Genomic DNA, 24827 nt, shown 5'->3' with positions numbered 1-24827 from the left:
ACTCAGGGTTTGAATCATTAAATAACTAAACTAATTAGAGATGAAATATCTCGTTAATTGAGTCGAATATTATTTGTAAACCTTTCAATATAATTTTATTTACAGATTTATACCTGCATATTGTATCCCAGTAAGTCTGTGCATTTCTAAATTGAGTGTACTTAAATCAGAAAAGTTAAATTTCTTAATATCATCATGTCCACACGATCTGGCAACTACTTTTAACAAATCATTAGAAGCTGAAAAGAAGTTGTATAATTGCTTTGCAGATTGATCAATGATGAGTCGGGCACGTAAATTTTGTTTTTGTGTAGCAATTCCAACAGGACAGTTATTACTTCCACATGCGCGCATTCCTAAACAACCAATGGCTTGTAAAGCTGCGTTTGAAACAGCAATAGCATCTGCGCCAAGCATCATAGCTTTGGCAAAATCTTCTGCTACACGCAAACCTCCTGTAATGACTAAAGTTACCTCTTTTGCGCCAACTTTGTCTAAGTGTTTTCTAGCTCTGGCTAAAGCAGGAATTGTAGGAACATTGATATTGTCTCGTAAAATGTTCGGAGCCGAACCTGTTCCGCCACCGCGACCATCTAAAATAATATAGTCTACACCAACTGCTAAAGCAAAATCAATATCATCTTCAATTCTACTTGCAGCAATTTTAAATCCAATGGGAATTCCGCCTGTTTGTGTGCGTACTTCTTCTGCAAAATCTTTGAAGTCATTTACGGTAAATAAATCAGGAAATGCTGCTGGAGAAATTGCTGATTCTCCTTCTTTAAGTCCTCGAACTTCTGCAATTTCTTTGGTTACTTTACTGCCTGGTAAATGTCCACCTGTTCCTGTTTTTGCTCCTTGTCCACCTTTAAAATGAAATGCTTGTGCTTTTTTTACTTTGTCCCAAGAAAAGCCAAATTTCCCAGAAGCTAATTCATAGAAATAGCGTGAATTACTTGCTTGTTCTTCTGGTAACATTCCTCCTTCACCTGAGCAAATTCCTGTGCCGCTTAATTCAGCTCCTTTTGATAATGCTACTTTGGCTTCTCGAGATAAGGCACCAAAACTCATATCAGATACGAAAATGGGCATTTCTAACTGCAATGGTTTTTTCGCTTTAGCGCCAATAACTACTTGTGTATTTACGTTGTCATGATCTAACAAAGGTCTTTTAGAAAGTTGTGCAGGTAAAAATTGTATGTCTTCCCATTTTGGCAAAGTATTTCTATCAACTCCCATAGAAGAGGAAGGTCCGTGATGTCCGTAGTTTTTTAGTCCGTCTTTGGCTAATGCTTTTATAAAACCTGTATATGGTTCGGTAGCTTCTGGATGTGTATCTGCATATGTGCCAAGATATTCATCACGTTTAAATGGTTGTGGATGTTCAGTTTGAAAGGCTTCAATTTCGGCTTTATCTACTGATAAAGTATCGTTATGTATATGTGTTGTGAATTTGTGTAATTTTTCTTCGTCATTATATTCGCTTACACCTGTATCATATCTGTAATCCCAACCGTGCAGTCCGCAGATGAGGTTATTTCCTTGTATAAAACCATCAGACATTAGTGCGCCACGATGCAAACATCGTCCATAAAGGATAGAGATGTTTTCTTTAAATTTTATAATAACTAAGTCGGTGTTGAGGACTAATGCGTGTGTAGGTTCTTTTTCTTTAAGTTCAGAAATTTTAGCAATTTCTATGAGTGTATTCGACATATTTTTAGAGGTTGATTATTTGGTTTATAACTACCTATGAAGATAGGTTATTATTTTAATAATTATGTCGTAGGAATAGTTGGTTGATTACAAATGGTATTTTCAGTAAGCTTAAAATACCATTAAGTTACAACCTCTTATGTCGGAATGATCAAAACGACCAATGATTTCAAAGGTTCCATTGGTATAAACTTTCCCTAAATCTTGGGTGGCAATAAATGAACAGGAGTTTCTGTTAGCCAAATCGATAACGTTAATTCCGCCAGACTTGCCATTGAGTTGGAGTGTAAGTGCATCTTCAGGATCGCGTGTGTAGAGTTTCATCCAAGGTGGTGTTTCAAAGATGCCGTTTCCTTTGGAATATCCTTGTGATAACAATTCGGTCATGCCATATTCTGAATGTATTTCAGCTACGCCAAAACCTTCACAAAGTAGTTGATGTAATTCTGTACGAATCATTTCTTTTCGTCGTCCTTTCATACCTCCGGTTTCCATAATGGTAGTATGTTTTAGATTGAATTGAGACGTTTCAGTCAAATCTAATAATGCAAAAGAAACACCAATTAAGAGCACTTTCTTTCCTTGTTGATCTAGTTGAATCAGTTTTTCTGAGAGTCCTTTTAAATCATGCAAATAAAAACCACTTTCCTCTTGTTTACTACGTTTAATAAGATCATTTACCATATAGGTTAGGGAAGAGCCAGTGCGTTCTAAATAATTCGGCAATAAAGCTAAAATTACATACTCTTCAACGTTTCCATAAAAATGTGTAAATCCTTTTAGGTAGCTTTTTTCATATAGTAGTAAATCTGTAACATGATGTTTACTAGGCGTGCTTCCTGTAGTTCCTGAGCTTGTAAATGTTTCTTGAATGGTGTTTTTATTGGAGACAATTTCATGCGATTTAAAGAATTCTATCGGAAGAAAAGGAATATCTTCAATACGTTTGATATCGCTTGGATGTTTGTATAGTAAATCGCAAAATGAACGATAGGTACTATTATTTTCAAATTGATGTTTAAAGGTCTGAAATGTCAGTGCTTCAAAATCGGCATCGTTGGATATATTGAAAATAGTGTTGGAATTCATTGGTGTGTTCTGAAAGCACAAAAGTACTTAAAATAATAAAAAAAGCATCTTGAAATTTCAAGATGCTTTTTTGTCTGTTATGTGTTTGGTAAAATTACTTGATCACTAATTTTTTAGTGGCAGATTTACCATTTTCTGTAATTTGAACTACATAGATTCCTGATTGTAAATCAGCAATGTTTAATGTGTTTGTAATTTTAGTATTGATTACTTGCTTTCCGATAATGCTGTATACTTTTACTTCTTTTGTGCTGTTTGTAGCAGAAGCGATTGTTACAGTAGTTCCGTTAGCAGGATTTGGATACATGCTGAATGTTGTAGTTGTTCCAAATTCTTCTGTGCTTAAAGCATCTTCAATATCACTAGCGTATCTTGGGAATACTTGGTATGTTCCGTTGAACTCACCACCTAAACCAATAATGTTAACGTGAGTTCCAGGAATTGTAGTTCCGATAAGATCTTCATCGCCAAAAGCAACTCTACATACAGTAGTATCTGTTCCTCCAACTGTAGTAATTGTATAGTTTGTATTGTCAGTAAACATTGTACCAACATCACCAGCATCAAAAGTACCATCAATAAGTCTAATTAATCTACTTTCGTATGTTTCACCATTTGTTGCTAATTCAGTAACTGTTACATCAATTGGAGAAACTGTATTTCCTGTAGAAGAAGCTCCAGGTACGTTTTCAGAAGGTACAAATTGTAATACACCACTAAATTGAGATAATTGACCTTTTAATCCAATGATTCCGTCTCCGATGTTTAAAGGAGCACTTAATGTTCCGGCTGTATCATCAATTAAGATTCCAGCTGCACCATCTTGAATATATTTTTGATTTCTTGTTCCATCAGTTACAATGTAAGAGATGATAGCTTCACCAGTTAATTCGTAGTAGTCACCAACTGTACCAGCACGTAACTCTGTAATGCTAGCTACTTGCGTTTCACTTCCAATAGAGAAAGAAATCATTTTAGTATCAACTAACATGTTGTTGTCATATAATTCTACAGTAACATCATACATACCTCCATTCATAGTAGGAATTGTATAAGGAGAAGAAACATCTGTATCAGTTGGGTTCATATTTACAGTAACATTTACAAAGCTTCCAGGCATTACAAGGTTCACATTTTGTGTTACGTATTCAACATCTACACTAGTAGTTCCTGGTGCAAATGAAGAAGCTGTTGGAGCTGTAATAGTTACAGATGGTACTGTTGTAACTTGCTCAGTTACTGAGTAGTCATCAATATAAATTACAGACATGTTTCCTGCAGCTGCCCAGTTACTAGAAATGTCATAAAAACGAAGTCCTATGTCAATTGTTCCTGTAGCAGTAGCACTATATTCATATGTAACTTCTTGCCATGCATTTAAATTGTCAGGATCAGAGTATCCTTGGTATCCATCTACAAATAAACGAGCTCTTGCAGCATTGTCAGCTTGATATACCCATACACTTACATCATATGTTTTCCCTGCTTCCACATTAACTGTTTGTCTGAAATCAGTACTTCCTTGTGATTGTGTAGTTACTGTAAACTTAGCAGCATTTGCACCTCCATTTACAATTGTAGTTTCTTGTTCTACAGTTGTTCCCGTTTCACTTGTCCAAGTGTCTAAAACGCCACCTGTCCAGCTTTCAAAATCTCCATTTGTTACAATTTGTCCAAAAGACAAAGAAGAAATTAATAAAGCAATCAGTAATAAGTAATTTTTAGTCATACGTTATATTTTAACTATTTTTAATAATATATGTTACAAATATACAAAAGAAGTCGAATTAGCGAAGTAGACTTACGTATTTGTACGTTGTTTTAACCATTTGATAACAAAAGCGTTAATATAGTATTGGTATAAAAAAAGACACCTTTTACGTAAAGATGTCTTTTTTTAGATATGTTTTTGTAAGTCAGTTTGTTACTGTACTGTCCAACCAGCTCCCCATGTAGCGTAGTCAGTTCCAGTTCCGTTTCCGTCACCAGAAATCCAGTCAGCATCAACAAACATAACTCCTGTATCATTCTTTACTTTTAAAGTAATATCAGTGAATAAGATGTTAGTTACAGTAGTTTCTCCAGCAGTAACTCCAGCTCCTGTAGGACTGTCAGTGCTGTTTCCATCTAAGTCAAATCCTTCTGCATATCCTTCTAAAGAAACGTTTGTAAAAGTAGCTCTTGTTCCAGCTCTTAAACGAATAGCTTCACTACTTGTTCCTGATCCTAAACCTACAATTGTAAGGTTGTTTACTGTTGGAGCAGAGAAGTAGATAGGACTTGAGTTGTTTCCGATATCCGTATTGAAACCATCAGCTTCAATTCCCTTGTCATGATCAGCTCCGTGCTTTACATATGCATTTGTAATTGTTCCCGTATATCCTTCTGTCCAGTCAATAGAATCATCTTGTGCATTTACTACAGAAATGTAGTCAGCATTTACTGTTCCACCAAAGAATTCAAAACCGTCATCTTTTCCTTCAAATACTTGAACATATTCTACAGTTGTTTGGTTTCCAACTCCGTAGAAAGATACTCCATTGTTTTCTGATTGTCCATCAGCAGATCCACCTGAATATTGTACACGTACATAACGTAAAATTCCTGAGTCGTCATTAGCAATAGTTCCTCCGTAAGGTAAACTAGCAATTTCAGAAGTTGCAGTTGCATTTCCAGCAACAGAGTTGATAGGTGCACTACCTAAGATAATTAATCCTCCCCAGTCTCCAGCAGCAGGTGCAGAAGCATTCGATGTAAATACAATTGGGCAATCAGCAGTTCCTTGTGCGTCAATTTTAGCTCCTTGAGAGATAGCTATATATACATCAGATCCAGCAGCTAATGCCTCAATAGTCATACATGGAGGAATTGTTAATGTAGTTCCAGATGCCATGATTAAAGATCCGTTTACAACATAATCGTTGTTTGCGTCTAATGTTAAATCTTCGGTGTATGTTCCTGATAAAAAGATAGTTTGAGTACCTGTATTTCCACCACCAGTTGTCGTGTTGTTAGTAACACTATTATCAGTAATGTTGATGTCAGCAGTGTCATCTGAGGCACATGAAGTTAAAGCTAAAGCTCCTAAAAGTGCAAGTCCAAATATTAAGCGATTTTTCATTGTGTTTTGTGTTTTAATTGTAATTTCTTAATTGTGTTTGTCTGTTAAAATTTGTATTTTAATTGTAATCCTATGTTTCTTCCTCTGTCAAATCCAGAAACACCTTTTCCGTTTGTAGATGTTACTAATACGTCTCCGCCACTAGTTTCACGAACAAACTTGATATCTGGGTTTAAAATGTTCTTTATGCTGAAGTTTACCTCAAAGTTGTCTGTAATTTTATTCTTTAAAATAAAATCTAAAGTTGGTACCGATTTTTCAATGATATTTCCTAATTGTCCAGATCCTAAAGCGTCAATTCTGTCAGCAAAGTATGAGAATACTAAATTCCCTGTTGGTTTGTAGCTTCCAAATGTAGGTGAATAGCTCACATCTGCATTAATGATGAATGGAGAAGCACCTTGTAATTGTTCAGAATTGCTTCTAAAGTTTACACTGTATGTTCCTTGAATTACATCAAATAAATCTTGTTCTGTATGCATGAATGTTGTATTCAAACCTGCAGAAAGTAAAGTTTCCTCTTCTTCATTTTGTAATAAGTTTTTTCTAATTTCAATTTCAACTCCATATACATCTGCTTGTTCTCCAGTTCTGAAATAACGTTGTGTTCCTGTAGCGTCAAAGGCAACTACTCGGTTTACAGGGTCAGAAATTTGTTTTGCGAAAGCAGATACAGAGAAGATTTCTCCTTTTCCAAAGAACCACTCATATTTTAAATCAAGGTTGATTACGTTTGAGTATGATTTGTCACTTACGTTGATGAATGAAGCGTCTGTAGCTCCTAACAAATCTGGGTTACCACCAATTCTGTTCGTTACATCAATGTATACAAAAGGAGCAGTTTCTTTAAATTCAGGTAATGAAACTGTTCTACTTGCAGAGAAACGAAGGTTTTGCTCTTCTGTTAGTGCGTATTTAACATTTAAACTTGGTAAGATGAAGTTTTCGTATGCGCTTCTGCTAGAGTTTCCATTGTTTCCTAAGTTAATTACATCGTATGCAATACTTTGGTCAAATGATTCAAAACGAACTCCTGGAACAATTAACCATTTACCTGTTTTGATTTCAGCATCAGCATATCCAGCAAATAAATCTAAATTACCTTTGTATGTGTTTTCGGCTGATCCAGGTCTGTTAGTGTTGTTTAATCCAGGGAATGTATTGATAACTTTTATTTCATAAATTCCACCTGAAGTTAGGTTTAAATTTGATGGTGTAAATACATTATTTAAGTTGTTAACATCAGCAATGGCAAAGTCAGAATCAACAATGTCATATCCATATCTTATGTTTTCGAAATCACGTTCTTTGCTTCTAGCATTGTATCCTAAGTTTAGCTTAAAGTTTTCATTTGCTTCGTAACTTAGGTTTAAACGTCCGTTAAACTCTGTATCATCAATATCTTGAAAGTAACGTTGGTTGTCATAATCTACGTTACTAAAAAATGTTGGATTTGTAGTAGGATCGTTGTCTAATGCAAATTGATAGTTTTCAATACTGATACGTTTACGATCAGGTTGCTTTGCATATACTACATTGTATCCAGCTGCCCAGTCTACTTCAAATTTCCCTGATTTATGATTACCGATTAACTGGTTTACATATACTTGGTTTTGATCAAACTGTGCATTCATTTGGTAAAAACCTTCATCAGTATTTAAAATAGCATCTCTGTTTCTTCCTTTTCCATCAATACCAAAGTATCCAACTTCATTTGTAGAACTGTTGATGAATAATGAATTGAGTTTTACCTTATTCTTATCATCTATTTTATAATTAAGAGTTCCCATTGCAGTTGTTGTAGTGCTGTATTCAAACTCTTCTGCATCTTGGAAAGCTTTCTTTTCTACTGTTGTAAAGTCTGTTGCTTCACCTCTTCTGTATTCATATCCATTTTCAAAAGAAACTGTACCGAAAACACTTAAGCGAGAATCATTTTCAAAACTCCATGATTTTCCTCCAGAAATTCCGAAACTTACATTGATTGGAGCACTTACGTCTTCTGGATCAACTCCGTGTGATAAAATGACAGCGAACGGATTTTGATTATGTCTTGCATAATCTCCAAAGAATCCAGAACCTTCACTTACTACAAAGTTTTCTCCAATAGCGTTTGTATTTATACTTGTTCCAACGAAAGCATCTAAATATCCTTTTCCTTTATAATCTTTAGAATCAATATTTACATTACCAGCAGCAAAATCTCCGTATTGTTTAGAAGAGAATGCTTTGCTAATAGAAACGTTTTCAATTACATCAGAAGCAAATAAGCTTAATTCAATGTTCTTTTTGTTAATATCGTTTGATGGTAAAGGCAATCCGTTAAAAGTTGTGTTTAAGTAGCGATCTCCCAATCCACGTACATATACGTTACTTGAACCTTCTTGTTTAGAAACACCAGAAATCTTAGTTACGGCGCCAGCAGCATCGCTCACACCTTTTCTAGCCAATTCTTCAGCACCAATACTTTGTCTAATGTCAACGGCTTTCTTTTGTTCTAATAATAAAGACGCTTCTGATACTTTACGTGTTGTAGCTTCAATAACAACAGCATCTAAACTTGCAGCATTTGCACCTAAGATGATATCTACAGTTGTAATTTTTCCAGGATTTACAACTACATTAGGAATTTCTCTTGTTTCGTATCCAACAAAACTAAACACCAATGTATATGTTCCTGGTTCCACGTTTTGAATTTGGTATAAACCATCAAAATCAGAAGTTGTTCCTTTAGTTGTTCCTTTAATAGAAATATTAGCAAACGGTAAGGGATCATTATTAACTTCTTTATCTTGCACTTTTCCGGCAATAGTTCCGTTTTGTGCATATCCTAAAAAGCAAGTGATTAATAGGAGAATCGTAAATGTAATTTTTTGTCTCATCTAGGTTTTTATTTCTCTGGCAAAGAAATGAGAGAGGTGTAAAGATGATGTTACTTGCAAGTTAAAACTTTGTAATATGTATGTTAGCTTAATGTTATCATATTAAATGAGTGTTAACTGCTTTCAATATTTAATTTTATCTTTACTTTTGAAGTGTTGAAACAATGCATAGTTATTGTTTAATAAAAACAAAATCAACTACTTAAATCTAAACACACACACGAATGAAAAAAAAGGATATTAAAATATTACTCGTTGATGATGAGCCAGATATACTAGAAATTGTAGGGTATAATTTATCATCTGAAGGATATCAAATCTCAACAGCAGCGAATGGTGTAGAAGCTATTGCAAAAGCAAAAAAAGTAAAACCACATTTAATCATTATGGATGTAATGATGCCAGAAATGGATGGAATTGAAGCTTGTGAGAATATTAGAAAAGATACAAACCTTGCCAATACGATTATTACATTTTTAACAGCGCGTGGAGAAGATTATTCACAAGTTGCAGGTTTTGACGCTGGCGCAGATGATTATATTACAAAACCAATTAAGCCAAAAGTTTTAGTAAGTAAAGTAAAAGCTTTATTACGTAGACTTAAGAAGGAAGAAGAAAATGCTCAAATTGTTACAGTTGGTAATATTGTAATCAATAGAGAAGAGTATAAAATTGAAAAAGATGGCGAAGAAATTATCTTGCCAAGAAAAGAATTTGAATTATTATCTTTATTAGCATCTCGTCCTGGAAAAGTGTTCAAAAGAGAAGAAATTTTGGATAAAGTTTGGGGTAATGAAGTAATTGTTGGAGGAAGAACCATTGATGTACACATTCGTAAACTGAGAGAGAAAATTGGAGAAAACCACTTTAAAACTGTAAAAGGTGTAGGGTACAAGTATGTACAATAATATATGGCTAGAAAACTCAGAAAATCCTATAAATTCGCCTTACGATCTTCGTTATATATAACTTTATTTACAACGTCGATACTTGTAGCATTACTTTATTTTTTTGGAATCACAAATTTTGTGGTTCCTATATTGTTTATGGCATTATGTTTCACATTTTGCTTCTTTATCATACAATTTAGAGTAGAACGATTTATATATAGACGTGTAAAACGAATTTATGATGATGTAACACTCTTAGATGTTAGCGATTTTCAAAATCATCCAATAACCACGGATATGGCAACGTTGACAAAAGAAATTGAAAAGTTTGCTACAAATAAGAAGTTGGAAATTGAAACCTTAAAGATTCGAGAAAATTATAGGAAAGAGTTTATTGGTAATGTTTCGCATGAGTTAAAAACGCCATTATTTACGGTGCAAGGATATATTTTAACCTTGTTAGATGGTGCAATGAATGATAAAAACATTCGTAAAAAGTATCTAAACAGAGCAGGAAAAGGTGTTGAACGTTTGATCTATATTGTGAAAGATTTAGATATGATTACAAAGCTTGAAGCTGGAGATTTAAACCTTCATGTTGAAGATTTTGATATTATAGAATTGGTGCAAAATGTATTTGATTTGTTAGAAATGAAAGCTGCCAAGAAGCAAATTTCACTAGCTTTTGATATGAATTATGCCAATCCAATTATAGTTTCAGCAGATAAAGAACGGATTCAACAAGTACTTACAAATTTAATTGTAAACTCTATTAAATACGGACGTGAAAATGGTACTACAGAAATAAGTATTGAAAACTTAATTCGGAATAAAGTCATTGTTCGTGTTACCGATAACGGAGAAGGTATTGAGCAAGAAAACATTCCACGACTTTTTGAACGTTTTTATCGTGTAGATAAAAGTCGTGCACGCCATGAAGGTGGTTCTGGTTTAGGACTTTCTATTGTAAAACACATCATTGAAGCACACAACGAAAAAATTTATGTAGAAAGTGAAGCAGATGTTGGTTCAGAATTTTCATTTACTTTGGAAAAGACTGAATAAATCTTCGTAATCTTCTACATAGCTTAAACTGCTCAATCCTTTAAAATCGTTTACTCTAGTTAATTGATCAATAGAAAAATTGTCTTGCGTAGCTGTCGGAACCAATTGTTGTTTTTCCAAACGTTCCGCAAGATATTCTTGTTCAAACTGTCCTGGAGTTGGAATAAAAAAGGCTTTCTTTTCAAGCTTAGCTAAGTCCATTACAGTTGTATATCCCGATCTACTCAATACCATAGCGCTTTCATTAAAAGCTTTTTCGAGTTGTTCACTTTGCATAAAATTATACACTTCACAATTTAAAAACTGAAAGTGTTCTTGCTTAGCTTCAATCTTTCCACGAACAAAAATTACTTTTCCAGAATAGTGTTTTACTTCTTCAAATAATTTTTCCTCCAGCATAGTGCGTTGTGGTTCTGGGCCAGATAAAATAACCATTAAATCATACACCATTGGTAATTCTTGCGAATGCAAACGACTTAGTGGACCAATATATTTTAAAGGTAATGTGTCTCTTTTAAGATGTCCTAATTTTCCAGAAAGATTTGGTTTTTCGGCAACATCAGGAACCCAACATTGATGAAATTTTTTAATAATTAATTGATGGATTTTACTGCTGAGCCAAGTAGTTTTTCCACTTAATACATTGATTTGGTGTGTAATAAAAACAGAAGGTACTTTTTTACTATATACACCTAAACGATTGTCTGAGATAATTCCGCAAAAATCACGTTCTTTCACCAATTTCTTCACAATCTTTCGCTCTTTAGCGATCGCTTTCAGCATTTTAGGAGAATCTTTAATGATTTTAAACTTAAAATTCTTACCTTTTTTTGCATATTCAATTTGATAATCTGGAAGTGTAATCGTTTCTAAGCTTGGAAATTCTTTCTGTAATAATTGTAATGCAATACCATCAGAAGCTAATACAGGAGTGAAATTATGAGCAAGTAACGCACGTATGATAGGAATACAACGTGTGGCATGTCCTAAACCCCAATTTAATGGGGCAACAAGGATAGTTTTGGAATTCTTCATAAAATCAAAGATAAGAATATTAGAAGGTCTGTAAGATTTCCTTAGTTTTGTCAAAATATTAAGAAATTATTGTGGGAAGTAAAAACAAACTCAAACGCTTTAGGGAAAACGATACATTTTCGAATGTAATTCAGCCTACGCGTGAAGAAATTGTAGCAAATGAATTTCCATTTAAAGGAAAATGGAATACAGATTTTTTCAAAAATGATGCGCCAATTGTATTGGAATTGGGCTGTGGAAAAGGAGAATACAGTGTTGCATTAGCAAAAAAGTTTCCAGAAAAGAACTTTATAGGAATCGATATTAAAGGAGCTCGATTTTGGCGTGGTGCAAAAACTGCTACAGAAGATGGAATGAACAATGTTGCCTTTATTAGAACTCAAATTGAGTTGATTGAAGGCTTATTTGAAGAAAATGAAGTATCTGAAATTTGGATTACATTTCCTGATCCACAAATAAAATATAAGCGCACAAAGCATAGAATGACCAATGAAGCTTTCTTGGCGCGCTACAAAAAAGTATTAAATGTAGAAGGAACTGTGCATTTAAAAACAGACAGCGAATTTATGCATGGATATACGCTTGGACTCTTGCATGGTGCAGGACACGAAGTTTTATATGCAAATCATGATGTGTATAAAAATGAAGGAAGTCCAGAAGAAGTAACTGAAATTCAAACATTTTATGAGTCACAATATTTGGAAGTAAATAAACCTATTACTTATATTCACTTCAAAATTAAGTAATGACTGATTTCATTATTCTCTTTTTTATCACTTTTTCGGCTGCACTTTTAGGTGTTGTGCCGCCAGGGTTGATTAATATTACTGCGGCAAAAATAAGCACGCAAAAAGGGAAAATGAACGGAGTTATTTTTTCTGTTGGAGCTGCATTAATTGTAGTCATCCAAGCTTTTATAGCTGTACTAATATCAAAATATCTCTACAAAAACAGAGAAGTTATTGATACCTTGTTAAAAGTTGCGCTAGTTATATTTGGACTGTTGGGAATCTACTTTTTTATTATTGCGAAGAAGAAAAAGGAAAAACGAATCCGAATGGTAAAGGTGAGTAAAAAAGGTAGTTTTTTTAAAGGAATCTTTTTAGCGACACTAAATGTACTACCAATTCCATACTTTGCAGGATTGAATGCTTTATGGAATGTATCGGGCTTAATGGAATTCACCGTTGCATATATAATTGTGTTTGTTTTAGCGGCAGGATTGGGGACATTTGCAATGTTGTATATGTATGTTTTTTACTTTGATAAATCGCAATCAAGTTCAGGGAAATTCTCAAAACATTCAGATTACATTTTAAGTATTTTAATGCTTGTTTTGGTAATTATTACGCTCATTCGTATCTTCTTCAAATCATAAAAACTGCTTATGAAACCTGAAAATCAAAACTTTTTTGAACGTGTATATGAAGTTGCACGCCTAATTCCGTATGGACGTGTCACCAGTTACGGTGCTATTGCTAAATATTTGGGCGCTGCTAGAAGTGCGCGAATGGTTGGTTGGGCAATGAATAGTTCTGGAAAATACGAAGATGTACATGCACATAGAGTGGTAAATAGAAAAGGTCTCTTGACAGGAAAACATCATTTTCAAGGAACAAACTTAATGCAGCAATTATTAGAAAGTGAAGGTGTTGAGGTTATTGATAATCAAATTCAAAATCTTGAAAAATACTTTTGGGATCCTGCTAAAGAATTATAAAAAAAGAAATCTCCCATAAACGCAACGTGTACGTCTCAAGGAGATTCTCAAATTTAAAGAATAACAGGATACTATTACATATCTGCGAGTTCACATTCTGTTAAGACCATGCTACATGTTTGTGTTTGTGCTCTAAATGTTCCACTACCACTATCGTCACTTCCTGCACTACGTGTTGCTCCTGTAGATTTACAGGTGTCTTCAATGTTTGTATTTGTACAAAAGTCAGTGTATTTATCATCATTAAGTGTGTTACCACCTTTTAGTGTTTGTGAATTTTTTAATGATACAATACGTACTTTGTTTAAGCTTAATTTTTTGATCTTTTTCATAATGTACTTGTTTTAATTAAGGGGATTTTTTTTATGACAAACACAACTATCGTGTGTTCACATATATGAAATTTGATATTTAGTATTGTTGATGTTTAAGGAAATTCTTAAACTTAACAAATGAGATTGCTATTAGATATCTGCGAGTTCACATTCTGTAAAAACTGCGCTGCATGTTTGAGTGTGAGGTGGAATGTAGCCAAATGTTTCGCCACCGTCACTTCCTGCACTACGTGTTGCTCCTGTAGATTTACAGGTGTCTTCAATGTTTGTATCTGTACAAAAATCAGTGTATTTGTCATCATTAAGTGTGTTACCACCTTTTAGTATTTGCGAATTTTTTAATGATACAATACTGATTTTGTTTAAGTTTAATTTTTTGATTTTTTTCATAATGTACTTGTTTTAATTAAGGGGAATGTTTTTATGATAAACACATGTCATGCTATTGTGTGTTCATATATATGAAATTTTGATATTTAGTGTTGTTGATGTTTAAGAAAACTCTTAAACTTAACGATTGAGATTGCGATTACATATCTGCAAGTTCACATTCTGTTAGGATCATACTACAGGTATGCGATTGAGGATTTTCAGTACCTGATTTGAATGTTCGACCACCATCACCATTATTTCCTCCACTATATGTATCTCCAGTTGATTCACAATCGATATTTGGATCACAAGATTGTAAACTAATAATAGTTGGCGGATTTGCATTTGTACCACCATTAATTTTTTGTAAATTTCTCAGTGATACAATACGTACTTTGTTTAAGTTTAACTTTTTCATTTTTTTCATAATGCATTTGTTTTAATTAAGGGAATTTTTTTATGCATGAGAAGTTAGGTAGTAAACAACTTTTCATTTTTTTACAAGAAGTAAGAGGTGTTTAAAAAAGAAATCTCCCCAAAACTAAATTGGGTTTTAAGGAGATTCTCAAATTTAAAGAATAACAGGATATTATTACATATCTGCGAGTTCACATTCCGTTAGAATCATACTACAATTTTGTGTATGAGGTTGGGAGTTTGATTTAAAAGTTCTTCCATCATTAGTGTTACCTCCATTGGCGTAAGTGTCACCTGTAGAATAACAATAAGTATCAGGATCACACGATTGACAAGTATAGGTATCTTCTAGACGTGTATCTCCTCCTTTTATCGTATGAATATTTTTTAATGATACAATATTAACTTTGTTTAGGTTTAACTTTTTCATAATATATCTGTTTTAATTAAGGGAATTATTCTGGAGCAAACATATAGTGTTTATAGGGTGTACGCAAGGAAAGTCAGTCGATATTCATGAATTCACGCTGCGTTTTGTGCTTTCTGATTGAGTTTTTTAATAAAATACGAAGGATAGATGCCGTTGATCTTTTTAAACGTTTTTGAAAAGGCTTCTGCTGATTTATAACCTACATCTGAAGCAATAGATTTAATTGTATATGAACGAAATTTGCTGTCTTCTTGCAATCGTTCTGTAGCATAATTAATTCGTAATTCTGAAAGGTATTCCGGAAATTTTTTCTGTCTATAATCATTAATTATGATGGATGCATACGAAGCATTTGTTCCCATTTTTTTAGCAAGCCAAGCTATGGTGCAGTTTTGATTCAAGAAAGCTTCTTGTTGTTCTAGTTTTTGTAATTTTTTAAGTAATTCTTGCGCTTTCTCCTCTGGAATCAATTTTTTACGATCAATCTTTTTAGTTTTTGCTACAGTTTTTAATTTTTTAACGCTAGTAGGGGATTTAGATTTGTTAAGTAATGCTTCAAATCGCTTTTGATTTTGACGTGCTTTGTACTGATAATATCCAAAAAGGAACAAAATGACCAACATTAAAAGAATGATCATAATTTTTGTACTGCTTAACATTTGTTTTTGATCATCCGTTTCTTGCGCTAAATCTTTAATCTGAGTTTCTAGTGTTTTTAAGTCATATTGATTGTAAATTGTATTAATAACATCAGCTTTTTTTCCATCATTTTCTCTATCAACAGCTATAAATTTTTCATAATTTTCTGTAGCGCTTTTATGATCTTTAATAGCATAGTAGGAATTGGCAAGCAATGCATAACATTCTTGTAATTCTACCGAATTTCTTTTTCCTTGGATAATTGCAGAATCTACCTTTTTAAGAATTTCAATAGCTTTTGCGTGTTGTTTCAATCCATTATATACTCTTCCTTTATGTAAATGAATGTATGGAGTCAACTCTACGATCATTAGAGAATCTGAGAGTCTTTCGGAAATTTCTAAATAAGGAATAGCTTCTTTATATTTTTTCTGTAATGAATATACATTTCCAATACCTCCAGAATAAAAGGCTGAATTTACAGGAAATTTATCTTTGCTATAGTTGTAAGCTTCTTTGTAAGTGTATAATGCAGAATCTAATTTTTTAAAAGAGGTGTATGCTTTTCCAACACCCATTAAATTTAGGTTTTTATCTTCAAAGACATCTTCTCCTAGCTTAATTAAAGAATCATATGCCCTATCGTTACTTTTAAATCTTTTTAAAGCGTCTTTTTTATCACCCATATTTAACTTGAGCAAACCTATATTATAATTAATTATTAATTCAGCATGATAATTGTCCGTTAGCTCTGCTTCTTTTACATAATAATGTATAGCATTTTCATAATCTCCTAAATTAAAATAAGCAACTCCTTTATTTCCATATAATGTTCTTAAAATCGCAGCTTCATATTTATTAGTTTCTGCAATGTCTATAGACTTAGAAACCTGAATTAATGCTTCTTTAGAAAAACCTGTATTTACTAAAATTCTATAATAGTAATTATAAGCTCTAGCTTGTTCTAGATGATCTTTTTCTCTTAAGCCATTTAGTAATAAAACATCTACATAAAGCTTAGCATCAGCATATGTTTTAGTCTTATAAATGTGAGGTCGTATAATAGCATGTAATTCTTTATTTGATTTTCCTTTTAATGAATCAGGAATTTTAAAAGATGCATCTAATTGAGCAAAAGAAACAGTACAAAAGAAAAGAAATAATAGTGTAAAGGGGAAACGTAAGGTTTTTTTCATATGCATAATAAATAACAAGTGTGAATATAATACATTTTTCAATTAGTGATATTTTGAAAAATAAAAATCAAGAATCATTCTATTTAACTACAAAAAATATGCCTAGCTACAAGTGTTTTTAAGTATTGAGTTCTCAATGTTCAAAGTTTGGGCTTTTTGATTCAGTTTTTTGATAAAGTAAGAAGGATAAATTCCATTGATCTTTTTAAACGATTTTGAAAAGGCTTCGGGCGACTTATATCCTACATCGGAAGCGATAGATTTAATTGTGTATGAGCGAAATTTACTGTCTTCTTGTAGGCGTTCAGTAGCATAATTAATTCGTAATTCAGCAAGATATTCTGGAAATTTTTTCTGTCTATAATCATTAATTATGATGGATGCATACGAAGCATTTGTCCCCATTTTTTTAGCAAGCCGAGCAATGGTGCAATTTTGATCTAAAAAGATTTCTTGTTCCTCTAATTTTTGTAGTTTTTGTAATAATTCTTGCGCTTTCTCTTCTGGAATTAATTTTTTACGATCAATTTTAGGAGTCTTTATTTTTGGTACAACTACTTTTTCTTCCTCTTTATAATCATCTAACCTTTTTAACAAGGCTTCAAATTTTCTTTTATTACCTCGAGCTCTGTGTCTAAAAAATAAAATAGATAATAAAATAACAATACTCAATAGTACGATGATAATTTTTGTGTTGGATAATGTTACTTCTTTATGTTCAATTTCTTTTTCTAATGATTTTAAATCATACCGCTCGTAAATGGAGTTAACCAAATCAGATTTCTTACTATCATTATCGTCATCTAGTCTAATAAATTTTTGAAAATTTTCCTTTGCTTTTTTGTAATCACCTAGCGCATCATATGAATTCGCTAATAAAACATAGCTTTCCTGTAAGTCATACTCATCTCCTTTGTCATTATCATTGATAAGAGTATCTAATTTATTAAGATAGAAAAGAGCTTCCTTATGCTTTTCTAAGCCATTATATGCTCTTCCTTTGTGTAAATGAATGTATGGGATTAGATCTTTCTGTTGTAAAGAGTCTGCTATCTTTTGAGCGTTGTTCAAATATTCAAGCGCCTCAGTGTTCTTTTTTTGTAATGAATACACATTTCCAATACCGGCAACAACATAACTTAGTTTTCTAGGAAGTGTGTCTTTAGCTAAATTATAAGCTTCTCTATATACAATCATAGCGGAATCTAACTGATTAAAATCGGTGTAGTTAGTTCCTAATGCGCTGAGGTTTTCAATTTTTTGTACTAAATAATCAATTTTATTTACTTTGGTAAGAGAATCATACGCATTAAGGTTATTCTTCAATATTTTAATAGAACCTTTTTTATCTCCTAAATCTAGCTTTATTAATGCAATGTTATATTTAATAGATAATTGGGCGTTTTTATCTTTCAAAGCTTTAACAACTGCTAATTCCTTCAAGTAAAATTTCAAACATTCATCATAATCTCTTAACTTAAAAAGAGAATTTCCTTTACGTCTGTATAATAATTTCAAAATATTACCATGATACTTATTTTCTTCTGCAATGGCAATAGATTTCGTGATTTCAGCAAGTGCTTTTTTGTATTCACCTGTGTTGTAATAGATTTGACTTAAATAGTTATAAGCTCTAGCCTTTTCTAATTCATTATTCTCTCTTAAAGCATTGGTGAGTAATACATCCGCATAAATTTTAGCTTCTTTATATTTTTTCTGTCTAAAAACAAGAGGAAGTAAAATAGCATTAAGTTCTTGGTAAGACTTTGATTTGAGCGAATCGGGAATTTTAAAAGATGCTTCTAATTGAGCAAAAGAAATCGTAAAAATGAATAGAAATAAAAATGTCAGAGGAAATCGTAAAGTTTTTTTCATAAGCACACAAAAATAGTAAGAAGAACTGATATGGTTATTAAATTTTGATTGTAAAAAATGATGCTAGTTTGGCATCAAAATATATGCCTTAATTCATTCTTGAACACAGAAAATCATCAAAGACCACTGAATTCAAATAACAATTCGACAAAAAATTTTATAAAAAAACGAGTCATAACCAGATTATATTGTACAATCAATCATTTCAATACAACAGCTTCTAATTCTTAACATTTCGCAGTATATTTGCAATTTAGAATCAATTTATATTATTGATAAAAATAAAACTCCGTGAAAATAGAAAAGAAAGATATACAAGCAGCATTAAGTACAATTACAGTTCCAGGTGAAGGAGCCAATATGGTAGCCAGCGGAGCAGTTCGAAATATAATGACTTTTGCAGATGAAATTGTAGTTGACATTGTTATCACAAACCCTGCAATGCAAGCGCGTAAAAAAGTAGAAGCTGAAATCATTTCGGTATTGCGTGAAAAAGTATACGCAGATGCCAAAGTGAAAGTAAATATAAAAGTTGAGGCACCGGAAAAACCACAAATAAAAGGAAAACAATTGCCAAATATTAAAAATATTGTTGCTGTTGCTTCTGGAAAAGGAGGTGTTGGAAAATCTACCGTAACGGCAAATATTGCAGTTACCTTAGCAAAAATGGGCTTTAAAGTTGGTATCTTAGATGCTGATATTTACGGACCTTCCATGCCAATAATGTTTGATGTAGAAGGAGAAAAACCATTAGCTGTAAAAGTTGACAATGTTTCTAAAATGAAACCTGTAGAAAGTTATGGTGTAAAAATTCTTTCCATAGGATTCTTTACAAAACCAAATCAGGCAGTAGTTTGGCGTGGACCTATGGCGAGCAAAGCATTAAATCAAATGATTTTCGATGCTGCTTGGGGCGATTTAGATTTTCTTTTATTAGATCTTCCTCCAGGAACAGGAGATATTCACCTAAGTATCATGCAATCATTACCACTAACGGGAGCAGTTGTGGTAAGTACACCGCAAAATGTAGCTTTGGCAGATGCTAAAAAAGGTGTGGCAATGTTCCAGCAGGAAAGTATTAACGTTCCTGTATTGGGAATTATAGAAAATATGGCGTACTTTACTCCTGAGGAGTTACCTGAGAATAAATATTACATCTTTGGAAAAGAAGGTGCCAAAAACCTAGCAGAAGACATTGATGTACCATTTTTAGGTGAAATTCCATTAGTGCAAAGTATTCGTGAAGCGGGTGATGTTGGACGACCTGCTGCAATGCAAACAGCAACACTCATTGAAGCTGCTTTTGAAGAATTGACAAGAAATGTGGTACAAGAAGTAGTAAACAGAAACGAAAGTTTGCCAGCAACGGAAGTTATCAAAATAACAACAATGGCTGGATGTTCAGCAGTAAAAAAATAAACACTTAAATAAATATAAGATGACAAGTGAAGAAATAAAAGACAACGTTGAAAAGGCACTCGATGAAATTCGCCCTTTTCTTCAAAGCGATGGTGGCGATATCAGACTCGTTGGCATTGAAAATGATACGTTGGTAAAAGTTCAGTTAGAAGGAGCTTGCGTCGGATGTAGTGTAAATCAAATGACGCTTAAATCAGGTGTTGAAATGACGATCAAAAAGCACGTACCACAAATAGAAAAGGTAATCAGCGTTGAATAGCTGACAAATGTCATAAAAAGACAATTGCGTACATAGTATTTTTGTATCAGATTATATTAAGAGAAAAAATGATAAAGACCGATATACTTATTATTGGAGCCGGTCCTACAGGACTGTTTACTGTTTTTGAAGCAGGATTATTAAAATTAAAATGTCACTTAATAGACGCATTGCCACAACCAGGTGGGCAATGTTCTGAAATATATCCAAAAAAACCAATCTATGATATTCCAGGATATCCAGAAGTATTAGCAGGTGATTTGGTAGACAATTTAATGAAGCAAATAGAGCCGTTTGAACCTACATTTACTTTAGGTGAGCGCGCAGAAACAATTGAAAAATTAGACGATGGAAGTTTCATCGTAACTACAAATAGAGGAACAAAACATCATGCGCCAATTGTTGCCATTGCTGGCGGATTGGGAAGTTTTGAGCCAAGAAAACCACCTATTCAAGACTTAGCGAACTACGAAGATAAAGGTGTTGAATACATTATTCGTGATCCGGAAATCTATCGTAATAAAAAAGTGGTCATTGCTGGAGGAGGAGATTCTGCATTAGATTGGAGTATCTTTTTAACAGATGTAGCTTCGGAAGTAACTTTGGTACATAGACGTACGGAATTCCGTGGTGCGTTAGATTCTGTTGAAAAAGTACAAGAATTGAAAAATCTTGGAAAAATCAATTTGATTACTCCTGCGGAAATCACAGGAATTCATGGTGAAAATCATGTAACTGGAGTTGAGGTAACGAAAAAAGGAGAAGAGTCATATACGTTAGAAACGGATCATTTTATTCCATTATTCGGATTGGCGCCAAAATTAGGTCCAATTGGAGATTGGGGATTAGAAATTGAGAAAAACGCTATCAAAGTTGATAATACATTGGATTATCAAACAAACATTCCAGGAATCTATGCTATTGGAGATGTAAATACGTATCCAGGGAAGTTAAAGTTGATTCTTTGCGGATTTCATGAAGCTACCTTAATGTGTCAAAGCGCGTATCAACGTATATTTCCAGATAAAAAATATGTAATGAAATATACAACCGTAAGCGGAATTGATGGTTTTGACGGAACACGTAAAGAAGCACCAAAAGCAGTTGTAAAAGCCATAAACTAATTTCGACACAAAATTCTTTCAGAATTTCACTCAATTGCCTAAGTTTGAGTTCGAAAACGTCATTGCGAGGGGCGAAATAAAAATCGTGGTAATATATAAGAAAAACGTTAGTTCGAGTGAATTTTTGTCATATCGAGCGCAGTCGAGATAGATAAGAAATTGTACTTCGGTAAACTCAGCAGAACTATCGAGAACAGCTTTGAAACAACAATCGTAAATCATAAAATCGTACATCAAAATGTCACAAGTAGACATCAACATAAAAATAAAAGATCGAGAAGGCATTACTCATGAAATTGTAGCGCCAACTGATATGGCAATGAACTTAATGGAAGTGGTGCGTTCGTACGAGCTAGCTGAAGAAGGAACCATTGGTATATGTGGTGGAATGGCAATGTGTGCTTCTTGTCAATGTTATGTACATTCTGACCATGAGTTACCAGAAATGAGCGTTGACGAAGATATGATGCTTGCTGAAGCGTTTCATGTGGAAGACAATAGTCGTTTAGGTTGTCAAATTCAAATGACACCAGAACTAGATGGTTTGGAAGTGGAATTGGCGCCTGAGAGTTAGAGATCTTTTTTAACTTTATCTGTTTTTAAATCTTCTCTCATCTCCTTAACTACTACTTTGATTAATTCATCAAAAGGATTATTTTTTTTCAACTTGTTTCCAGCTTCAAAAAATTTTGAAGTTATTTCAGTTCGCATTTCTTTAGGAATTCCTCTGTTATCTGATATAGAGAAATACATATATGAGTTATCAAAGACAAATTGAAACTCTGCTCGTATTTTTTTTAATTTATCGAGCATGTTTTCAGATAGAAAGGGTTGATTTTTTAAGTAGTAATTTATAAAAGTTTCAATTTCTTTAAGAAACTCATCTTTTTGATCTTCATTTGAAGAAATATGATAGCGACCAACTAACGTCATTATTCGGTAAGATTTATCTAAAATTTCACGATAAACTTCAATCTTTTCTTTAAAAATACCACTATAAGCTATTTTGTATTCTTCAATAGAACGATCAATGCGTTTTTTTATAAATAGATAGAATAAGATATTTAGAATTACGGTTAATATTGCTGGTAGGATAATTTCAATCATTATTGTTTTCTTTTAAATTATTCAAAAGTTCACTTAAATCAACTTCAAGTCCATTAGCAATTTTTAATAAAGTCAATAAACGCGGATTCGTTTTACCATTTTCAACCATGTACAATTGAGTTCTGCTAATTCCGCATTGAAAAGCAAAAGGTTTTTGATCTAAACCTTTTAGTTCTCTCAAAGTACGAATATGATCGCCTAATTTTTTGAGGTATTTTTCTTCTTTTGTGTTCACTATAGCGAATTTCGATAAAATTTTCATATCTTGTGTTCGTTATAGCGAACATATTTAATAATGAGAAATACAAGAAAACTCAAAATACATTCTAAATTTAGAGAAAGAGAATACGATAGAATCTTAATTCCAACAATACGATTGGAAGGAAAATGGCTTGAAAACTTAGGTTTTACTAGAGGAAATGAAGTGATTGTTCATCAACAAAAAAATAAATTAGTGATTACAGTAAATAAAGACAAATAATAGTTTCGTCATGCTGAACCATGTGCTAAACTTGATTGAGTATTGATTCAGCATCACACAAAAAACTAAAAAACGGATAATGCGACACTGAATCAAGTTCAGTGTGACGCTTACAAAGAAAAATCTAAGAAGTCCAATAATCTAAGCTAATCTAGATAATTCATCAACAAACACTCAAAACGAAGCGATCCAAAGATCAACAGCTAAAAAGTTTTCTACTCTCTAACATATTCACTTATTAAACAATCATTACAATCGCCTATTAAAATCAGTTTGCCATCTCTAAATTCTACAATATTTCTGAACTCAAAATCGGTAATAATCATTTCACGAGTTTCATTATAAATTGAAGATTCGCGGACTTCAATAGTATACGTAGCTTGCGTATCCAATTCATCATTAAAATAATATTTAATAACATCGGAAGTAATTTCAAGTCGTTGTGTATAACCCGTAGATGCTGGAGTTAATATAGAACCGTCAATGCCACCTGAAGATAAAGTCCAACTCCAATTTCCAATAATTTTACTACTTGTTGAAATATTGGTAGCATCATCATCGTTTGAACAGCTTATAAAAGAGATGCTTACTAAAAATAAGAAGAGATATTTTTTCATGGTATTGATTTTAATACTTTAAAGATACAAACAAAGAATAAAAGTTGCGTTCATAATTATTATAACTAGTAATTTTAAATGTAAAGGTGTTTCTTATAAACCAGAAACTAAAATCTATTACCTAGATTGATATTCACTTAACTTTCTAGGGCCTTCTAGTACTTCACGCTCAATTTTTAAAATGCCATCATCAGTAGTTGCAGTATACCACTTAATTAACGAAATGGCGTCGTTTTCAATTTCAATTCCTGTAATACTTCGCGGATGCACACAACTTCCATCATTAAAAAAAGAAATCTCATCTGGATTTGGAAATCGTGGACGATGAGTATGACCAACAACTGTAATTAAATTATCATTATCAATAATCCACTTTTTAATTCTTCGTTCTACTTTAATTAAGTTCTTATAATTTTTTGCAGGACTCGTCGGATCGGCAATACCGAGTATTTGCAATGGTTTCCATAATGCACGCACCATAAAACGACTCCATTTCCAAAAAATATAATTCCACCAATCGGCTTGATGTCCATGTGTTAAAAAAATTTCTTGCTGCGTTTCTGTATGTCTCAACACAATACCTTCATGGTATTTCAAATCGGTAAACAATGGTTTGTCTGTTCCAGTTTTTGGATCAAAATAGGTTGATAAATGTTTTTGCACATACTTTTCATTTCGATATACCATATCATGGTTTCCCCAAATCAAATACAACCGGTTATCTTCATGAAAATTTTTTAATAATAGATACACATTTTTATGCGCTGCAAAAATGGATTTAAAATTAGAATTCTCCCAGAGTTCATCACCATCACCGAGTTCACAATAGGTAAAACCTTTTTTATAATACTGTTTTAACGCATGAAAATAAATGTTTCTATTATTGGCAAAATCATCTGCAAAACTATTATCTCCACGATGACAATCGCTAAATAGCACAATTTTAGAATTGCGGTCAAACGGAATTTGAAGCGCTTGTTGATACGCTCTTGTCAAACGAGTTTTTGAAGACATGTACTAGATTTATAGGCTAAATAT

At 32.8% G+C, this 24827-nt stretch carries 26 protein-coding genes; 10 read left to right on the top strand and 16 right to left on the bottom strand.

Features of this window, described 5'->3' with window-relative positions:
* Window positions 1–99 precede the first annotated feature (99 nt).
* The 5 genes from Q0828_RS01205 to Q0828_RS01185 all read right to left on the bottom strand — a co-directional run bounded on the left by Q0828_RS01205 (window position 100) and on the right by Q0828_RS01185 (window position 8808).
* A complete protein-coding gene (locus tag Q0828_RS01205) occupies window positions 100–1716 on the bottom strand; it encodes a glutamate synthase-related protein (protein ID WP_298416988.1) in 1617 nt (538 codons plus the stop codon).
* A 111-nt stretch (window positions 1717–1827) separates the two neighbouring features.
* Window positions 1828–2805 carry an acyl transferase gene (locus tag Q0828_RS01200; RefSeq protein ID WP_298416986.1) on the bottom strand — a complete coding sequence of 326 codons (978 nt, stop codon included), beginning with the start codon at window positions 2803–2805 and terminating at the stop codon, window positions 1828–1830.
* Between the two features lie 94 nt (window positions 2806–2899).
* Window positions 2900–4534, bottom strand: a complete 1635-nt coding sequence (locus Q0828_RS01195) for a T9SS type A sorting domain-containing protein (protein ID WP_298416984.1) — start codon at window positions 4532–4534, stop codon at window positions 2900–2902.
* A gap of 195 nt (window positions 4535–4729) precedes the next feature.
* Window positions 4730–5926, bottom strand: coding sequence for a multidrug transporter (locus tag Q0828_RS01190; RefSeq protein WP_298416982.1), 1197 nt, complete (start codon window positions 5924–5926; stop codon window positions 4730–4732).
* A gap of 44 nt (window positions 5927–5970) precedes the next feature.
* Window positions 5971–8808: a TonB-dependent receptor gene (locus Q0828_RS01185; protein ID WP_298416980.1), complete on the bottom strand. Its 2838-nt coding sequence runs from the start codon at window positions 8806–8808 to the stop codon at window positions 5971–5973.
* Between the two features lie 224 nt (window positions 8809–9032).
* On the opposite strand from Q0828_RS01185, the gene Q0828_RS01180 reads away from it, so the two are divergent.
* Complete coding sequence (locus Q0828_RS01180) at window positions 9033–9716, top strand: response regulator transcription factor (protein WP_298416978.1); 684 nt, start codon at window positions 9033–9035, stop codon at window positions 9714–9716.
* Between the two features lie 3 nt (window positions 9717–9719).
* A complete protein-coding gene (locus Q0828_RS01175) occupies window positions 9720–10763 on the top strand; it encodes an ATP-binding protein (RefSeq protein ID WP_298416976.1) in 1044 nt (347 codons plus the stop codon).
* Here Q0828_RS01175 and Q0828_RS01170 read toward each other — a convergent pair.
* Entirely contained in the window at window positions 10737–11798 is a 1062-nt protein-coding gene (locus tag Q0828_RS01170) for a glycosyltransferase (protein ID WP_298416975.1), read from the bottom strand. The genes Q0828_RS01175 and Q0828_RS01170 overlap by 27 nt on opposite strands.
* 71 nt (window positions 11799–11869) lie before the next feature.
* On the opposite strand from Q0828_RS01170, the gene trmB reads away from it, so the two are divergent.
* From trmB to Q0828_RS01155, 3 genes are read left to right on the top strand one after another with little or no spacing between them, the layout of a single operon-like run.
* Window positions 11870–12544: a tRNA (guanosine(46)-N7)-methyltransferase TrmB gene (trmB, locus tag Q0828_RS01165; RefSeq protein ID WP_298416973.1), complete on the top strand. Its 675-nt coding sequence runs from the start codon at window positions 11870–11872 to the stop codon at window positions 12542–12544.
* Complete coding sequence (locus tag Q0828_RS01160; RefSeq protein ID WP_298416972.1) at window positions 12544–13176, top strand: lysine transporter LysE; 633 nt, start codon at window positions 12544–12546, stop codon at window positions 13174–13176. Before trmB ends, Q0828_RS01160 begins: the two co-directional genes overlap by 1 nt.
* 9 nt (window positions 13177–13185) lie before the next feature.
* Window positions 13186–13518 carry an MGMT family protein gene (locus Q0828_RS01155; RefSeq protein WP_298416971.1) on the top strand — a complete coding sequence of 111 codons (333 nt, stop codon included), beginning with the start codon at window positions 13186–13188 and terminating at the stop codon, window positions 13516–13518.
* 74 nt (window positions 13519–13592) lie between these two features.
* On the opposite strand, the gene Q0828_RS01150 is transcribed toward Q0828_RS01155, so the two are convergent.
* The 6 genes from Q0828_RS01150 to Q0828_RS01125 form a co-directional block, all read right to left on the bottom strand.
* Window positions 13593–13850: a hypothetical protein gene (locus tag Q0828_RS01150; RefSeq protein ID WP_298416969.1), complete on the bottom strand. Its 258-nt coding sequence runs from the start codon at window positions 13848–13850 to the stop codon at window positions 13593–13595.
* Window positions 13851–13982: 132 nt separating this feature from the next.
* Complete coding sequence (locus Q0828_RS01145; protein ID WP_298416968.1) at window positions 13983–14243, bottom strand: hypothetical protein; 261 nt, start codon at window positions 14241–14243, stop codon at window positions 13983–13985.
* Between the two features lie 139 nt (window positions 14244–14382).
* Entirely contained in the window at window positions 14383–14652 is a 270-nt protein-coding gene (locus Q0828_RS01140) for a hypothetical protein (RefSeq protein WP_298416966.1), read from the bottom strand.
* A gap of 165 nt (window positions 14653–14817) precedes the next feature.
* Window positions 14818–15072 (bottom strand): hypothetical protein, encoded by a 255-nt coding sequence (locus Q0828_RS01135; RefSeq protein WP_298416964.1) that lies wholly within the window; start codon window positions 15070–15072, stop codon window positions 14818–14820.
* 92 nt (window positions 15073–15164) lie between these two features.
* Window positions 15165–16907, bottom strand: a complete 1743-nt coding sequence (locus tag Q0828_RS01130) for a helix-turn-helix domain-containing protein (protein ID WP_298416962.1) — start codon at window positions 16905–16907, stop codon at window positions 15165–15167.
* Between the two features lie 102 nt (window positions 16908–17009).
* Complete coding sequence (locus Q0828_RS01125) at window positions 17010–18782, bottom strand: tetratricopeptide repeat protein (protein WP_298416961.1); 1773 nt, start codon at window positions 18780–18782, stop codon at window positions 17010–17012.
* 291 nt (window positions 18783–19073) lie between these two features.
* Between Q0828_RS01125 and Q0828_RS01120 the strand changes: the two genes are divergently transcribed.
* The 4 genes from Q0828_RS01120 (at window position 19074) to Q0828_RS01105 (ending at window position 22158) form a co-directional block, all read left to right on the top strand.
* Window positions 19074–20201: an Mrp/NBP35 family ATP-binding protein gene (locus Q0828_RS01120; protein WP_298416960.1), complete on the top strand. Its 1128-nt coding sequence runs from the start codon at window positions 19074–19076 to the stop codon at window positions 20199–20201.
* A 19-nt stretch (window positions 20202–20220) separates the two neighbouring features.
* Window positions 20221–20460, top strand: coding sequence for a NifU family protein (locus tag Q0828_RS01115; protein WP_298416959.1), 240 nt, complete (start codon window positions 20221–20223; stop codon window positions 20458–20460).
* 68 nt (window positions 20461–20528) lie between these two features.
* A complete protein-coding gene (locus tag Q0828_RS01110; RefSeq protein WP_298416958.1) occupies window positions 20529–21584 on the top strand; it encodes an NAD(P)/FAD-dependent oxidoreductase in 1056 nt (351 codons plus the stop codon).
* Window positions 21585–21822: 238 nt separating this feature from the next.
* On the top strand, window positions 21823–22158 hold the full coding sequence (locus Q0828_RS01105; RefSeq protein ID WP_298416956.1) for a 2Fe-2S iron-sulfur cluster-binding protein: 336 nt from the start codon (window positions 21823–21825) through the stop codon (window positions 22156–22158).
* Here the strand turns inward: Q0828_RS01105 and Q0828_RS01100 are convergent.
* Complete coding sequence (locus Q0828_RS01100) at window positions 22155–22691, bottom strand: hypothetical protein (RefSeq protein WP_298416954.1); 537 nt, start codon at window positions 22689–22691, stop codon at window positions 22155–22157. The genes Q0828_RS01105 and Q0828_RS01100 overlap by 4 nt on opposite strands.
* Complete coding sequence (locus Q0828_RS01095; protein WP_298416952.1) at window positions 22684–22926, bottom strand: helix-turn-helix transcriptional regulator; 243 nt, start codon at window positions 22924–22926, stop codon at window positions 22684–22686. Before Q0828_RS01095 ends, Q0828_RS01100 begins: the two co-directional genes overlap by 8 nt.
* A 60-nt stretch (window positions 22927–22986) precedes the next feature.
* Between Q0828_RS01095 and Q0828_RS01090 the strand changes: the two genes are divergently transcribed.
* Window positions 22987–23172 carry a SymE family type I addiction module toxin gene (locus Q0828_RS01090; protein WP_298416950.1) on the top strand — a complete coding sequence of 62 codons (186 nt, stop codon included), beginning with the start codon at window positions 22987–22989 and terminating at the stop codon, window positions 23170–23172.
* Between the two features lie 215 nt (window positions 23173–23387).
* Here Q0828_RS01090 and Q0828_RS01085 read toward each other — a convergent pair whose 3' ends face one another.
* Together Q0828_RS01085 and Q0828_RS01080 are read right to left on the bottom strand one after the other, a co-directional pair.
* Window positions 23388–23789 (bottom strand): hypothetical protein, encoded by a 402-nt coding sequence (locus Q0828_RS01085; RefSeq protein WP_298416948.1) that lies wholly within the window; start codon window positions 23787–23789, stop codon window positions 23388–23390.
* 117 nt (window positions 23790–23906) lie between these two features.
* Window positions 23907–24803 carry a metallophosphoesterase gene (locus Q0828_RS01080; protein WP_298416946.1) on the bottom strand — a complete coding sequence of 299 codons (897 nt, stop codon included), beginning with the start codon at window positions 24801–24803 and terminating at the stop codon, window positions 23907–23909.
* Window positions 24804–24827 lie beyond the last annotated feature (24 nt).

The sequence above is a fragment of the uncultured Kordia sp. genome, from assembly GCF_947496985.1.
Classification (GTDB): Bacteria; Bacteroidota; Bacteroidia; order Flavobacteriales; family Flavobacteriaceae; genus Kordia.
The sequence above is the reverse complement of the archived record's forward strand: the minus strand, read 5'-3'. Positions and strand labels throughout refer to the sequence as shown.

Bases quoted from the DNA above. Each gene is read 5' to 3' on its own strand.
- Q0828_RS01205 (WP_298416988.1), bottom strand. From the start codon at position 1,716: ATGTCGAATACACTCATAGAAATTGCTAAAATTTCTGAACTTAAAGAA.
- Q0828_RS01200 (WP_298416986.1), bottom strand. From the start codon at position 2,805: ATGAATTCCAACACTATTTTCAATATATCCAACGATGCCGATTTTGAA.
- Q0828_RS01195 (WP_298416984.1), bottom strand. From the start codon at position 4,534: ATGACTAAAAATTACTTATTACTGATTGCTTTATTAATTTCTTCTTTG.
- Q0828_RS01190 (WP_298416982.1), bottom strand. From the start codon at position 5,926: ATGAAAAATCGCTTAATATTTGGACTTGCACTTTTAGGAGCTTTAGCT.
- Q0828_RS01185 (WP_298416980.1), bottom strand. From the start codon at position 8,808: ATGAGACAAAAAATTACATTTACGATTCTCCTATTAATCACTTGCTTT.
- Q0828_RS01180 (WP_298416978.1), top strand. From the start codon at position 9,033: ATGAAAAAAAAGGATATTAAAATATTACTCGTTGATGATGAGCCAGAT.
- Q0828_RS01175 (WP_298416976.1), top strand. From the start codon at position 9,720: ATGGCTAGAAAACTCAGAAAATCCTATAAATTCGCCTTACGATCTTCG.
- Q0828_RS01170 (WP_298416975.1), bottom strand. From the start codon at position 11,798: ATGAAGAATTCCAAAACTATCCTTGTTGCCCCATTAAATTGGGGTTTA.
- Q0828_RS01160 (WP_298416972.1), top strand. From the start codon at position 12,544: ATGACTGATTTCATTATTCTCTTTTTTATCACTTTTTCGGCTGCACTT.
- Q0828_RS01155 (WP_298416971.1), top strand. From the start codon at position 13,186: ATGAAACCTGAAAATCAAAACTTTTTTGAACGTGTATATGAAGTTGCA.
- Q0828_RS01150 (WP_298416969.1), bottom strand. From the start codon at position 13,850: ATGAAAAAGATCAAAAAATTAAGCTTAAACAAAGTACGTATTGTATCA.
- Q0828_RS01145 (WP_298416968.1), bottom strand. From the start codon at position 14,243: ATGAAAAAAATCAAAAAATTAAACTTAAACAAAATCAGTATTGTATCA.
- Q0828_RS01140 (WP_298416966.1), bottom strand. From the start codon at position 14,652: ATGAAAAAAATGAAAAAGTTAAACTTAAACAAAGTACGTATTGTATCA.
- Q0828_RS01135 (WP_298416964.1), bottom strand. From the start codon at position 15,072: ATGAAAAAGTTAAACCTAAACAAAGTTAATATTGTATCATTAAAAAAT.
- Q0828_RS01130 (WP_298416962.1), bottom strand. From the start codon at position 16,907: ATGAAAAAAACCTTACGTTTCCCCTTTACACTATTATTTCTTTTCTTT.
- Q0828_RS01125 (WP_298416961.1), bottom strand. From the start codon at position 18,782: ATGAAAAAAACTTTACGATTTCCTCTGACATTTTTATTTCTATTCATT.
- Q0828_RS01115 (WP_298416959.1), top strand. From the start codon at position 20,221: ATGACAAGTGAAGAAATAAAAGACAACGTTGAAAAGGCACTCGATGAA.
- Q0828_RS01110 (WP_298416958.1), top strand. From the start codon at position 20,529: ATGATAAAGACCGATATACTTATTATTGGAGCCGGTCCTACAGGACTG.
- Q0828_RS01105 (WP_298416956.1), top strand. From the start codon at position 21,823: ATGTCACAAGTAGACATCAACATAAAAATAAAAGATCGAGAAGGCATT.
- Q0828_RS01100 (WP_298416954.1), bottom strand. From the start codon at position 22,691: ATGATTGAAATTATCCTACCAGCAATATTAACCGTAATTCTAAATATC.
- Q0828_RS01090 (WP_298416950.1), top strand. From the start codon at position 22,987: ATGAGAAATACAAGAAAACTCAAAATACATTCTAAATTTAGAGAAAGA.
- Q0828_RS01085 (WP_298416948.1), bottom strand. From the start codon at position 23,789: ATGAAAAAATATCTCTTCTTATTTTTAGTAAGCATCTCTTTTATAAGC.
- Q0828_RS01080 (WP_298416946.1), bottom strand. From the start codon at position 24,803: ATGTCTTCAAAAACTCGTTTGACAAGAGCGTATCAACAAGCGCTTCAA.